Source organism: Pseudomonas sp. PME37.24/025 (genome assembly GCF_055556615.1).
Map to the genome: position 1 here is coordinate 99,173 of NZ_JBVHNK010000001.1, position 13,449 is coordinate 112,621.

A 13,449-nucleotide genomic window follows, 5' to 3' on the forward strand; every position below is an offset into this window, starting at 1 on the left:
TCTCACGCCTTTTTTATTGCAACCAGGAAGCAAGCCATGAGCCTTCTCAAGCACCTCCCCGCCCACTTCAAGGGCTCACTGATAGCCCTCGGTCTCACGTTTGCAGCCAGTCAGGTTCTGGCGGCGCCACCGCCGCAAGTACAAACTCAAGTCCCTGGCTATCAGCGCCTGGCGGTGGGTGAATATGAAGTCACCGCGTTGTTCGATGGCTACAGCGACCTCGGGCCAACGCTGCTCAAAGGCCTTTCGCAGAAAGACATTCGCGCCATGCTCGAACGCAAGTTCATTTCTACTCAAGGCATGCCGACCGCATTCAACGCATTCCTGATCAACACTGGCAAAAACCTGGTGCTGGTGGATGCCGGTGCCGGTGCCTGTTTCGGTGAAACCGCCGGCTGGCTGCCCGACAATATCCGCGCTGCCGGTTATCAGCCTGAGCAAGTGGATACCGTACTGCTCACCCATATGCATGTTGATCACGTCTGCGGCCTGATCAACACCAAGGGTGAACCCGTGTTCGCCAATGCCACGGTGTATGCCGCCAAACTGGAAGCCGATTACTGGCTCAGCCAGGCAAACCTGGACAAGGCCCCTGCAGATGCCCGTGGCTACTTCGAGATTGCCCGTAAATCGGTGGCTCCCTATGTCGCCGCCGACCGCTTTAGAACCTTCACCCCCGAGCAGTCGCTGGTGCCTGGCGTCACCCCGGTCAGCCTGCCCGGCCACACACCCGGCAGCAGCGGCTACACGTTCAGCTCCAACGGCCAGAGCATTCTGTTCATGGGTGACCTGGTCCACAGTTTCGCCGTGCAGTTCCAGCATCCGGAAGTGAGCATCGGCTTCGATGTCCAGGGCAAACAGGCCGTCGAGACTCGCGAAAAACTGTTCAAACAAGTCGCTCATGACCGCACCTGGGTTGCCGGTGCTCACTTGCCCTTCCCTGGTATCGGGCATATCAGCAATCGCGAAAAAGCCTTCGCCTGGGTGCCCGTCGAATACGGCCCTTACCAGCGACCGAAAAATGTCCCGCTGATCCAGTGATCACAACCCCGGACTTAAGCCAACTTCACTGCGGGGAACCTTCTCAGCGGTGAAGGTGCCGGGCCGCTGGCGCTCGACTCGCTGGCTGCGCAGCCACTTCTCGCGCGGTGAATGAATATGATGTATGCATCCAACGACCTTGTTGCAATTCAAGGTCCGGGCAACGCGACTGATCCCCTGATGCCCTTCTGGCTGTGCATGTTGCTCACGAGCACAGCCGGAACCGCGATAGCCGCCGAGCCCGTACAAACCGCACAAAGTTTGCTGGCAGGGTCGACGCTTGAGGTGCTCAGCCGAAACTTCTACCTCAACAGTGACTATCGATCGCCTTCGTCGACAGACAAGAGTTACAAACAGGAATGGGCTCAAGGTTTCATCACTTCGTTCGAGTCCGGGTTCACTCCCGGCATGATTGGAGTGGGTATCGATGCCCATGGATTTCTCGGTTTGAAACTGGACGGCGGCAAGGGACGTTCCGGGACGGGATTGTTACCTCTGGATCATGACGGTCGCAGCGAAGACAGCTACTCCAGCGGTGCTGGAGCCTTGAAGCTGCGAGCCTCCCGCACCACCCTGGCGTTCGGTGAAATGAGTGTGGAAACTCCGGTGTTCGACACGGCGGACAAACGCCTGCAACCGGAATACGCCACGGGCCTGTTGATCGACAGCCGTGAAATCGACGACGTGCATTTGTTGGCCGGTCACTTCACCGCTTTCAAGAATCAGGATGCGTCCACCCACAAGGGCGACTTCTCCGGCTACGGTGTGAGCACCGGTACGGGCGGCATTGATTTTATCGGGGTCAACCTGTTCGAGGATCGCCTGGTGGGCGGTGCCCTTTATGCCTCGGAACTGAGCGACACCTGGCGTCAGTACTACGCCAACCTGCACCTGAAACAGTCCGGCTTTTTCCTCGATGGCAATCTTTACCGCACCCAGGACTATGGCGAGGCCGTGACAGGGGCGATCGATAACACCGCCTACAGCCTGTCGGGCAAATACACCACCGGTGCCCAAGCCTTCACCCTCGCCTATCAGAAAATCAACGGCGACACACCCTTCGACTTCGTCGGTGGTGATTCCATCTATCTCGCCAACTCGATCAAGTACGCTGATTTCAACGGCCCCCATGAACGCTCCTGGCAGGTGCGTTACGACTTCGACCTCGGCACTTTCGGCCTGCCCGGCTTGAAGTTCATGACCCGCTACGTGACCGGGCGTGGCATCGATGGCACCCAGGCACCCAAGGGCGGTGCGTATAACCCGTTCGACCCGACCACCGGCGATTACCAACCCCAACAAGGGGATGGCGGCCGGCATTGGGAACGCGATATAGACCTACGCTACATCGTGCGGTCGGGCCGGGCCAAGGACTTGTCCGTGCAGCTGTCCCATGTGACGCATCGAGCCAATAACGCTCAGGCCGGCGATGACATCGACCGGACTTATGTGGTTATCGAGTACCCGCTCAAGCTGGGATCGCTTTGAGCTTTCACGGTATTGACCCCTCAGCAGCCTCGTGCCTTCCGCGCCGGCAAGAAAGCCCGTTCTCCGCGCGATTGATGACGCGGCTCTGATAGTCGCCTGAACCACGCTGGCAGCGGTCAGGACATCTGTTCAAGGGAACAAGGTCCAGCGCGCCCCAAATAGGTGAACAAAGGTATCCAGGTAACCTGTCATCGCGCCGAACACACAACGCACTACAGAAATTAGCGCTTTAAAAGTTTTACTCGATTAAGTATTTTGCATGGATGATTGGGCGACATCCGCCCCCTTATTCATAGCGACAAAGGATCTCCCGTGAGCGGACTACGTGAACGTCAGAAAGTCGAACGACGCCAAGCCATCAGCAAGGCAGCGATCGAACTGTTTGAGCGTCAGGGCTTCCAGAACACCACCATCGAACAGATCGCGAACCAGGCTGGGGTATCAGCCCCCACAGTGTTCAAGTATTTCGGCAACAAGCAGGAAATCATCCTGGAAATCCTGCACGACGCCGACCAGCGTGCACTCAAGGACACCCGCAGCCAGATCCCTGAAATAGAAGATCCGGTCGATGCCATGTGTTACCTGGAGAAGCTGCTGACGGGTTACGCCCTGGAAGTCATGCACCCCAGCCTCTGGCGTGAGCTGCTGCCATTGATCCTGTTTGGCGGCGACAACGGGCTGCCCGAAGGCTATCGCGCCATGAACGATGCGCTCAGGGCTGAAATCAGCGGATTGCTCAGAGAGTTGCAGCAGGCCGGCAAACTCCGCGCCGACCTCGACGTCGACCTGGCCGCCTTTTTGTTGAACGACTACTCACACCTGCAGTTGTTCAGGCTGGTCAACCAGGAGCAACCGGATGTCGAGTCCCACTCCGCTCAGGTAAGGCACATCACCGAGCTGCTCTTTTACGGCATGCGGGCCTGAGAAAACACACAGATGCATTCACCTCGCGAGGTGTTTGGCTGAACACCAAACATCAGAGGGCTGATTACTAAATCGAACGGCGGACCGGTATGAAAAAAGACTATTTGGGAAATTCAACGATGGAGAGTTCGCGCCTGGTGCTGGGCGGCAATGTCTTCTCGCCGCGAGGACCTGGAGAAGTATTTCGATGAGCGCGGCATGCGCATTTTGCACGTTCTGCATCAGGTGGCGCAGGAGCAGCAGGTCTCACCAGCGGAAATCGCCTTGGCCTGGGTCATGCACCAACCCGGCATTACCTCTGCCATCGCGAGTGCCACCAACCTGGTGCAACTGAATAGCCTGGCGCGTTCGACCCTGCTGGGGCTGGATGCTCAAACCCTTGAACGACTGGACCTCGCCAGTCTCATTTGAGACTGGCTGTACGCGATAGCCCAGGCACGTGGCTGGCATGACCCGCCACAAAACGAAGTCCCGCTCACCTCAGGTCTTACGCGCAGGACATCGCGGAAAAACACCTGGACGCCAGAGGACTGGAAGCGAACGGACTCGTCCACACGCGCCTCGATAGCCTGGGTCATGCTGGCAGAAGTCACCCCCTCGGCGCGCTGACTCAAGCCACTCATTTCCTTGATTACTGTGCCGATCAGGGCCAAGGCCAGCAGTGTCAGGCATATCCCGACCAGTACAATAATTCTGGCTCGTAAAGTGACAAACATGGCGCGTCTCCTGTGCCGAGCGTTCACACAAAAAAATGGCGACATGCCTGTCGCCTATCAGAGGAAGAGCCCGTCACACCCTGCTGCGCTGCCTGTCATCCACACGCGTCCGACTGGCGATGCGCGCCAGCGACAAGGGTTAACAGAGGCCGTACTCAACAGCAGAGGTGTTACTGGGGCATCAATAGAAACGGCAGGTTGGGTGCAGCCCTGTCGAGCCCGGCACAAAAGTGCCGGGCCACGATGATCAGCGATTGGTCTTGATCGTGGTCCAGGTGCGAGTGCGGATGCGCTCCATGGCTGACGGCATGGGCTGCAAAGCGAACAGGGTTTTACGCGCTTCGTCCGGCACATACATGTTGGGGTTATTACGGATGTCGGCGTTCACCAGCGCGGTGGCATCCTTGTTCGGGTTGGGGTATCCGATCTTGTTGCTGATCCGGGCGATCACATCCGGACGCAGGATGTAATTGATGAACTCGTGGGCTTCCTTGGTGTGGGGAGCATTGGTCGGCACCATCATCACGTCTGACCACATCGGCGCACCTTCCTTGGGGAGTGCCATCTCGACCTTGACACCTTTTCCGGCGGCATCAGCCAGCTGTTTGGCCAGCGCCACGCCGCCAGACCAGCCCACGGCTACACAAATGTCACCGTTGGCCAGGTCCATGCCGTAGCGCGACGAGTTGAAGTAGGTGATGTAAGGGCGAATTTTCATCATCGCGGCCTGGGCCTGCGGGTAGTCCTCGCGCTTCTGGCTGTTCGGGTCGAGCCCCTTGTAGTGCAAGGCGATGGGCACGATCTCGTTGGCTGCATCGAGGAAGCCGACACCGCAACTGGCCAGCTTGGCGAGGTTCTCTTCCTTGAAGATCATGTCCCAGGTGTTCATCTGCACATTGGCACCTAGAATCTGCTGAACCTTGTCGACGTTGTAGCCGATCAGCGTGGTGCCCCAAAGGTACGGAGCCGCGTAGCGGTTGCCGGTGTCACCCACCGCCTCCAGGGATTTCATGAACTCCGGGTCCAGGTGCTGCCAGTTCGGCAGCTGGCTGCGATCCAGAGCCTGGACGGCACCCGCAGCGATCAGATGACTCAGGTTGGCGCTGCCGGGATAGACCACATCATAGCCAGAGTTGCCGGTGAGCAATTTTGACTCCAGGGTCTCGACGCTGTCGAACACGTCATAGATCGGACGGATCCCGGTTTCTTCCTGAAAGCTCTTGAGGATTTCCGGTGGCAAATATTCGATCCAGTTATAGATCCGCACCGTGCGCTCTTCAGCGAGGGAAACGCCCGCCGTCAGCAATGACAGCGCAACGGACAACAGGGCATTGCGTACATTCTTGTTCATGGTGAAACACTCCTCCGCGGCCGCGTTGGCTCGCGACACTTAATAGCGGTAGGTGAAATAAAGTTCGAGTGCACTGAATTTTTCATCATCGCCGAACACCTGCTTGGCAGCGGCCAGCGGCTTGACCCAGTTATAGGAGAGCGATGTATAGAACGACGGCGTCGGGGTCCAGTCGAGGAAAACCACACTCTCATCGGCAAAACGCCGATCGCTGACGGGTGCCCCCATGTAGTTTTTCTCGTCCAGCCAGAACTGATAGTGGATCGCACCGAGGGTCAGTGTTTCGTTGAGGTGGGTCTTGAGTGAGAACTGCTGAACGTTCTCGTTGCTGTTGAATAACAGGTAGTTGCCGACGACATCCCCCACCAGCCAGGTACTCCAGTCGACAAAGCCCTTACTCAGCGAGTCCCAGGCTTTCTGCCGGTTGTCGGTAAGGTTGTCATCGCCGGAAAAACTGGCGTAGCGGTAGCCGATCACCGGGGTCAGCGGCAGCGTGTTGAAGGCGTAATCCGCCTGGCCGTACCAGGCGTTGGCATCGTAATCCACGCCTTCACCACTGCCCCGTTCCACCGCGTATTCGGCATTCAGCGTCAGGTCCGGCACGCCCGGTACTTTGGCCTTCAACGCACGCACGTTGTACACCAACATCCCGTCCCGGCGTCGAGGAAGCGTGCTGCCCCTGGGGCCCAGCGCATTGACCTTCATCGCCATGGCCCCCAGCGTCACCTGGTCATCCAGGTTGTAATCCAGGTTGGCGCCTGTCATGCGGAAATCACCCAGATCGTCGTCGGTGCGCAAGGTGAAGGCCTGGGTCTTCAACGCGCCATGATCCCAGGCCAGGATCGCCGAATCCTTGAAGGCGGTTCTGGGGCCAAGCCAGTAGGCACCGTCCTTGAGCTGGTCGAGGTTACCGTCCATGACGATGAAGCCAGTACCGATCATGTAGTTCTGGCGCCCGGCAGTCAGCGTCCATTCCCCGGCGCGGAAACCGCCGTAGAGTTCTTCGGTGGCCACCTCACCATCAGAGCTGCGCGTGAAGCCGCCGGCATCGCCATCGCCAAAGGTGGTCGCCGCCACCAGCGAGCCGCCGGCCAGCAGACTGAAGTCTGGCTGCAACGCATACTCCAGCTTGACGCCGGGCTTGACGTAGAACTCCTGCCAGTCGATTTTCGTGCCGCCTTTTTTGCCACTGCGCGCATCGACGCGGCCACCGCCAAAATTGACATTGCGGGTGGTGAGGGTCGCACCACCGGCGGTGAGGTTGACCTCACCCTTGAGGTTACCGTCCTCGAAGGTGTAGCCCGCCAACGCGGCTTGGGCAGTCAGGGGTAAGCCGAACGCCAAGAGCGTTCGAGAGAAACGCATCATGGAAACCATATGAAGCTCCTGTGTGATTATTGTTGTAACAGGGCAGTGAAATGGCGGCACAGAGCGCCGCCAACACCTGGTCGAGCCAAGTGAAAGGACGCAAAACTCTTGTCTTTATGGGGCGTTTCAGTGGCTAAGGTGCGCGGCGATGGCACGCAGCATGCGCACGCTGTCAGTATCGAATGGACTAACGGCATCGGTCAGCGATGACTGTTTGACGATCACCACACCGGACGGCTTATCGACGAACAGGTATTGGCCGTGAATACCACCGGCCATGATTGCCTGGCTGTGGTCGTTGAAGACGTACCACTGGCTGCGGTAGGAAGCACCGGGAGTCCATTTGGAGAAGTCGGAGTCTTTGGCGTATATCGCCGGATCAGAGCCGGCGGCAATGCGCGCGATTGTCTCGGTCGATAGCAGTTGCAGGCCATTCTGGCGGCCATCGTTGGCCAGCAGCCGACCGAACCGCGCCATGTCTCGCAAGGTGGCACTGAAACCGGCTCCGGCGACGCTACGCCCCCAAGGGTCGGCCATAAAATAGCCGTCGCGCTCACACCCCAACTGGCTCCAGATGTCTTGCAGCAATTGATCGCAGGCCTTGCCCGAGGCGCGCTCCATGACCCAGGCCAAGGCTTCGGTGGTGGCGGTCACGTAATGAAAAAAGCCGCCGTGACTGCCGCGTTTTTTTAACGATGGCAAGTACTGGTACAACGACTCGAACTGAGCGTACTGAGTGGGTGCAGGCTGAAACCCGCAGGCATAGCCGTACTGCGAACTCTCGGAGTTGGGATCGTCATAGACCTCGCTGTAATCGATACCCACCGCCATGTCGAACAGCTGACGTACGGTGGCATCGCCAAACGCGCTGCCTGCCAGTTCGGGCACGTAATACGATGCGAGCAATTGCGGATCGAGCACGCCATCGCAGACCAATTGCTCACCGAGGGTGCCAATCAGCGACTTGGTCACCGAGAACATGACGTGCCGGTCTCGGGGCCGCTGACCGTTGAAGTAGCGCTCGAACAACACCGTGTCGCCCTGCATCACCAAAAAGGCATCGGTCTGACTGGCCACCAAGTGATCGATGACGCTGACTCCCAGACCACACTCACTGTTGAAGTGCAGCTCATCCAGCGCTTGTGGAGATTCTTGCAAAGTACTGACCAGCCCGGAACCCGCCTGCACATCAATGGAGGGACGCAGACGCGCCAGATTACGGAAACCCCACTGGTTGAACGGTGGGCGCATCCAGTTGTTCCAGGTGACGCGGCGTTGCGGCTCTGCCGGGAAGCCCTGCATAAGCGAAGACGCCAAGCGTGCGTCGAATGACGATTCATTAGTCTCGACGTAAAGACTGGCCAGTGAAGGCACGGTGTTCTGACTCATCGGGTTGACCCTGAAAATGACTCTGCGTGAAAGCAGATGCAGGAAAAGAATTACCCGATATTATTTTTTAGTCAATAAACCTTTTTTCAGGATTAACATATTTTGTGGTTGCGGTGTTTTTGCGGGATTCCCATCTGAAGCTGCTTCACCACTTCCGGCGGGATCATCCACAACCGCTGCTCCAGATCAAACTGGTCGGGCGTCGCCAAGCGCAGCTCTCCGGTACGCCCCCCCGCTAGCAGCAACAAGCGAAGAACTAGTCGCGTTTGGTTTGCACCACCGTTACCTCGAAGCGCGTGTCGTTAACGCCTTGCGTTGTTCGATTCCGCTCAGTAGGTGCATCAAGTCGTGGCGATTGATGTCGTAGATAGACCGCCGGCCGAGCGTTGGCAGGACGTCCTTTTTGAAGACTCTCAAGATCTGCGAGTGTGTGCTCTGGCGCATGACGAACGAGCGACGCTGCTGTTTACGATACTCATAAGGATTGATGCCTTGAGTAACCAAGGCACGCGCCTCATCGCGGCATCCACGGGCCGTCACATTGAGCGCAAGCCCATCCGTGTTGCCGAGGGAATAATCGTTGCCGGTAATTCTGGCTTGCCGAACGGTGGTAACCGAGAGTGCCATAAGCCCGAGCGATGTCGTTTGCCACGTATGAAAAAGGCGTGGCCAGTCTGATAGAAGTACTGGATGCCGATGAAAACCTTTTAGCGACATCTGATGGTAGAGCCCAAGCACAAACTGAATCGGCTCGCGCTGCAGTGGCCACATTCAAAGCATTGGGCGGCGGCTGGCAGCACGACTTATCAGCTGTTCGCTTTTTCTCCAGTGCACAATAGCTACCTTTGAATGTGCCACACATGGTTCATCTCGCTTTACGGCCTTAACCGACCGTTTTTTTTCTGCGAGAAACACCTCTCCGACAAGACCTACGTCGCCACTACCGGGGTGATTGCCGATGCGAAGGGGCAGGACAGTGCACAGTTTCTGCCCGGCGATGGCCGAAGCCTGTTCGTTGGGCTGGAATGGCGGATGTAGGTCCTTCTACTTACCAAAAATAGATAGTCAGAGGATGTCGCGCAATTCAAGGGGCAAGCGTTCTTCTCTCGATAGGGACTGACAAAACAATGCTTGTACGTGTCTCACCGTACGCGTTGATCCTCGCAATGACATTCTCGATATCGGCCATTGACTTGGCATAGATCCTGATCAGGTAGGAGTCGTTTCCCGTGATGTGTAGACACTCAACGACTTCGGGTATGTCGTTGAGCGTCGCTATCAATTTGGATTTCGCCGGCTTGAGGGTGGTGATGCCGACGACAGCAGATATGCCAAACCCTAGCTTGGTTGGATCTAACTGAGCGCTATAGCCCTTGATGACCCCGGAGTCTTCGAGCTTTCGCAGCCGATCAGTGGTGGCGGGAATAGAAAGACCCGCGTGCCTGGACAGCTCTGTGATGGAAATGCGACCACAGTCCTGCACCTTTCCCAGGATTTTTGTGTCTATACGATCCATGTACGTTTCCCCAGTAAAAAGTATAAATTTTAATGAAAAGCATGTGTTTTTCATTAAAAAATAATGCACCAAAATAAAGCACAGTGCTAGTCTATTTACAGCCCGACAAAGCCTAAAAAGAATCCGGGAAATCAATAGCCCTAATCTTTAGCGTTACGCACCGCATAATAAAAAATTTCCTTCAGGGATGGTGTTCGTATGGAAGATGAAAAAATAAAGTGTGCAAAAAAGCCCCCTCCATCATTCACCAATTATATTGGAACGAATGTCCTAGGTTTTCGCAACTTCAAGATGGATCAGGTTTTCATGTATCTGGCTGGCGTCACCCTGTTCTCGGTGGGTGCCAAGTTTTTCATAGTCAGTCGACTGGGAACTGATCCTTTAGATGTCCTGATCATTTCAATCAATAAAATACTCATGCTCGGAATGGGTGTTTGTTCGGGCATCGTTGCTATATTCTTTCTGCTGTGGTGGATGCTCTGGAACAAGAAGTACCCTCCGATAAGTCCCTTTATTACAACTACGCTTACCGGTCTGCTAATAGACCTCTGGTCCGTGCTGGGGCTTGGAGAGTATTTGATTGTCAGAGTGGATGAATACACGATATTGGCGATGGGACTGATCTTGTGTGCTTATTCATCCGCATTGATCATCATGAGCGGTATTGGTATCAGAATCATGGACCTTGTGGTGCTTACCATGGTTTCCAAATGGGCATGGTCATTCACCAAGGCTAAAATGATCATTGAAGTTGGAATTTTTTCGACCGGGTGGCTTTTAGGTGGGCCGTTCGGTGTGGGAACGATTGCATTCTTGTTGGTCATAGGCCCTCTAATACAGCCATTCATGAACATAAACGCCAGGCGCTTTTCACTTAAGAATTATGGATTAACCAGCGCTTCTTCTGCCTACCCATAACGACGAGAGGGATTGCTGCCACCGTGGCTGTGGGATTACTTTGCCTCGACTATTTTAACCGATGATGTTGACAGTAACTTCCGAGATGAGGAGTGAGTAATGGAAAATACAAAAAATAAAAACTGGACCTTGGAAAGCATGCCCGCGAAGCTGGAAGAAATACTTCCTGGCGGTAGTGTAAAGTGTCATCTTTCCCCTCGTAACTGTGTCATCCAGGAAGGTAAGGTAGGTTTTTGCAAGGTGCGCGGAAACAGAGGGGGTCGGTTAGTTACATTGAATTACGGTAAAGGCGTTCACAGTACCGAAGAGACGATCGAAACCGAGGCGGTATTCCACTTTGCTCCCGGAGAGCGAATCCTTTCCTTAGGCAATATCGGCTGCATGCTTAACTGCGGCTACTGTCACAACTGGAAGACCTCCCAGGCCAAATATGTGACAGACAAAGACGTGTACTACTACACCCCTGAACAGGTGGTGGAAACTGCACTAAAGCATGGTATACGCGTCATCTCCTGGACTTATAACGATCCTGTTGTCTGGCATGAGTTCATCCTCGACACGGCAAAGCTGGCAAAAGAAGCGGGGTTGATCAACTTATATAAATCTGCATTTTTTATCAGTGAAGAAGCTATTGATGAACTATTGCCGGTCATTGATATATTCTCCATTTCGCTAAAATCCATTTCCCCTGAATACTATCGAAAAGTCACAACAGGCTGGGTAGAGCCCGTTCTGGCCGGCATCAAGAAAGTATACGATGCTGGTAAATACGTTGAAGTCAGCACGTTGATGGTGACCGACATCAGTGACGATGAGGATACCGCCAGGAAGATTAGCCAGTGGGTACTGGATGAACTGGGCCCGAATGTACCGCTCCACTTTGTAAGGTTTCACCCCGATTATAAAATGAGTAATAGCATCCGGACCCCCGTGGACAGACTCTTGAAGGCTCGGGACATCGCTCGGAGCATGGGGGTTGAGCATGTTTATCTGGGTAACGTGAATGATGTCGAGGGCACCAATACCAGTTGCAATAACTGTAACGCTCTACTCGTTACCCGCTACGGTTTGAATGCTGACATCATCGGACTGGATAGCAACGGTTGCTGTACTCAGTGTGGGCACGATGCACATTTCAAGTTACTTGGCGAACACAAAGCGAACATTCCTGTTGAACTGCAAGAGGATGCGCTGACCGCTTACGAGAAGCGAAAGTTCGAGTGGCATGGGGATATCGTATCGCTGCATGCCCAAGTGCTGAATACTGAAGGCTTTGAACAGACCGTCTACCTGCGGCGCAATTATACCGACGGGCTTAACAGTGATTGGAAATCACTGACATTGCGGCCGTATGAAAGCTATCGATTCATTGTCGCCAAGGCGCGAATTGATGAATCAGGCCCTGAGGTCTGGCTTCCCAAGGGGGTGAACTCAAATCTTCATGAAGTATTCGACAGGGCTCACTTCCCAACCGAGTCGATTGAAGAGATTGGTATTTCGCAAAATGACATCACGCCGACAATTGGTTATGAAGGCAAGCAGAACATGTATGAGCAGATTATCAAACTGGTCAACAAGTCATGAATGTGTCTACTGAAATACTCCATATCAAGGTCGATGACCGAGAGGCCCATCCATCTGTGACGCCTATTTATCAGTGCAGCGCTTTTAGCGCTGACTCGGCGTTCTTCTACTCGAGAAAAGCCAATCCCAACGTGACCGAGCTGGAACAGGTTGTCGCTTCCTTGGAAGGCAGCGAATACGCCTTGGCCTACAGCACCGGAATGAGTGCCATCTACATGGTTTTGGAGCTGCTGAAACCGGGCGGGTCGCTGGTGATCAACAAATACATCTATGGCTGTTCTTATAAACTGTTTCAGCGATATGCTGCACGTATCGGTGCGGAACTGACGATTCTGGATCTCACCACAGAAAGTGGGTTGGAAGCGTTGCCATCGAACGTGGACATGGTCATTTTCGAGACGCCGACCAATCCCTTCCTGAAAGATATTGATATTCATGCGGTCAGCAGGGCAGTTAAACAAAACAACCCACAGGCCCTGGTAGTCGTTGATAACACGTGGGCCACTCCGATCTTTCAAAAACCTCTAAACTTTGGCGCCGATATTTCTCTGTACAGTGCAACGAAGTATTTCTCCGGGCATAGCGATGTGATGGGCGGCCTGGTGCTTGTCAACAGTGAAATGATTTACAAGCGCCTGCTCGAAGGTCGTTTTTATTCAGGCTCAATATTAGCCCCTTATAGCGCATGGTTGCTTCGCAGAAGCATGCAGACGTTTAACCTACGCATGGAGAAACACAGTAACACTACCTCCTGCATGCTCAACTACCTGCGGGAACTGCCCTTTATTGAGCATGTTTATTATCCGCGAATCGATGGCAAACAATTGACCGGATATGGTGGCATTGTGTTTGTTGATATTCGGCCCGATCTGGTTCCCTTTTACAAAACCTTCACCAGCGCCCTCAAATGGTTTGGAACGGGCACGGGAATGGCCTGTGTCACGTCGATGGTTGCGCAACCCTTTAGTGGGAGCCATGCCTCGATGACTGAGCAGGAAAAAGCGGACATGGGGATTGAAAAGGGTTTGGTTCGATTGTGTTTTGGTTTAGAGGCCCTTGAGGATCTTAAAGAGGATCTGCTTCAAGCATTCGAAACCATGGAAAACATGGCGAATCGAGAACGTGCACTTAAACCTGCGTAGTTGATGTTAATC

At 54.7% G+C, this 13,449-nt stretch carries 12 protein-coding genes and 2 pseudogenes; 9 read left to right on the forward strand and 5 right to left on the reverse strand.

Annotated features, from left to right (window positions below):
* Positions 1–36 precede the first annotated feature (36 nt).
* From ACZ3HH_RS00345 to ACZ3HH_RS00360, 4 genes are all read left to right on the forward strand, one after another.
* Positions 37–1,041: an MBL fold metallo-hydrolase gene (locus ACZ3HH_RS00345; protein WP_465802095.1), complete on the forward strand. Its 1,005-nt coding sequence runs from the start codon at positions 37–39 to the stop codon at positions 1,039–1,041.
* Positions 1,042–1,158: 117 nt separating this feature from the next.
* Entirely contained in the window at positions 1,159–2,529 is a 1,371-nt protein-coding gene (locus tag ACZ3HH_RS00350; RefSeq protein ID WP_465802097.1) for an OprD family porin, read from the forward strand.
* 312 nt (positions 2,530–2,841) lie between these two features.
* The gene (locus ACZ3HH_RS00355) at positions 2,842–3,453 is read left to right on the forward strand and encodes a TetR/AcrR family transcriptional regulator (RefSeq protein ID WP_465802098.1); all 612 of its coding nucleotides are present in this window, start codon (positions 2,842–2,844) and stop codon (positions 3,451–3,453) included.
* 150 nt (positions 3,454–3,603) lie between these two features.
* Positions 3,604–3,864 (forward strand): aldo/keto reductase, encoded by a 261-nt coding sequence (locus ACZ3HH_RS00360; RefSeq protein WP_465802099.1) that lies wholly within the window; start codon positions 3,604–3,606, stop codon positions 3,862–3,864.
* Between the two features lie 552 nt (positions 3,865–4,416).
* Here ACZ3HH_RS00360 and ACZ3HH_RS00365 read toward each other — a convergent pair.
* From ACZ3HH_RS00365 to ACZ3HH_RS00380, 4 genes and pseudogenes are all read right to left on the reverse strand, one after another.
* Complete coding sequence (locus tag ACZ3HH_RS00365) at positions 4,417–5,520, reverse strand: polyamine ABC transporter substrate-binding protein (protein WP_465802100.1); 1,104 nt, start codon at positions 5,518–5,520, stop codon at positions 4,417–4,419.
* 39 nt (positions 5,521–5,559) lie between these two features.
* Entirely contained in the window at positions 5,560–6,897 is a 1,338-nt protein-coding gene (locus ACZ3HH_RS00370; RefSeq protein WP_465802102.1) for an alginate export family protein, read from the reverse strand.
* 117 nt (positions 6,898–7,014) lie between these two features.
* Positions 7,015–8,277: a serine hydrolase domain-containing protein gene (locus ACZ3HH_RS00375; RefSeq protein ID WP_465802104.1), complete on the reverse strand. Its 1,263-nt coding sequence runs from the start codon at positions 8,275–8,277 to the stop codon at positions 7,015–7,017.
* 125 nt (positions 8,278–8,402) lie between these two features.
* A pseudogene (locus ACZ3HH_RS00380) lies at positions 8,403–8,904 on the reverse strand (phage integrase central domain-containing protein); the annotation flags it as partial.
* Between the two features lie 2 nt (positions 8,905–8,906).
* Between ACZ3HH_RS00380 and ACZ3HH_RS00385 the strand changes: the two are divergent.
* A pseudogene (locus ACZ3HH_RS00385) lies at positions 8,907–9,116 on the forward strand (TolC family protein); the annotation flags it as partial.
* Between the two features lie 10 nt (positions 9,117–9,126).
* A complete protein-coding gene (locus ACZ3HH_RS00390) occupies positions 9,127–9,315 on the forward strand; it encodes a hypothetical protein (RefSeq protein ID WP_465802105.1) in 189 nt (62 codons plus the stop codon).
* A gap of 46 nt (positions 9,316–9,361) precedes the next feature.
* Here the strand turns inward: ACZ3HH_RS00390 and ACZ3HH_RS00395 are convergent, their stop codons facing one another.
* Positions 9,362–9,793 carry an Lrp/AsnC family transcriptional regulator gene (locus ACZ3HH_RS00395; protein ID WP_367375302.1) on the reverse strand — a complete coding sequence of 144 codons (432 nt, stop codon included), beginning with the start codon at positions 9,791–9,793 and terminating at the stop codon, positions 9,362–9,364.
* 198 nt (positions 9,794–9,991) lie between these two features.
* On the opposite strand from ACZ3HH_RS00395, the gene ACZ3HH_RS00400 reads away from it, so the two are divergent.
* The 3 genes from ACZ3HH_RS00400 (at position 9,992) to ACZ3HH_RS00410 (ending at position 13,437) form a co-directional block, all read left to right on the forward strand.
* Positions 9,992–10,711: a YczE/YyaS/YitT family protein gene (locus tag ACZ3HH_RS00400; RefSeq protein WP_465802107.1), complete on the forward strand. Its 720-nt coding sequence runs from the start codon at positions 9,992–9,994 to the stop codon at positions 10,709–10,711.
* Between the two features lie 99 nt (positions 10,712–10,810).
* Positions 10,811–12,295, forward strand: coding sequence for an AmmeMemoRadiSam system radical SAM enzyme (gene amrS, locus ACZ3HH_RS00405; RefSeq protein ID WP_367375300.1), 1,485 nt, complete (start codon positions 10,811–10,813; stop codon positions 12,293–12,295).
* Positions 12,292–13,437: a trans-sulfuration enzyme family protein gene (locus tag ACZ3HH_RS00410; protein WP_465802110.1), complete on the forward strand. Its 1,146-nt coding sequence runs from the start codon at positions 12,292–12,294 to the stop codon at positions 13,435–13,437. The genes amrS and ACZ3HH_RS00410 overlap by 4 nt, the downstream gene beginning before the upstream one ends.
* Positions 13,438–13,449: the final 12 nt, after the last annotated feature.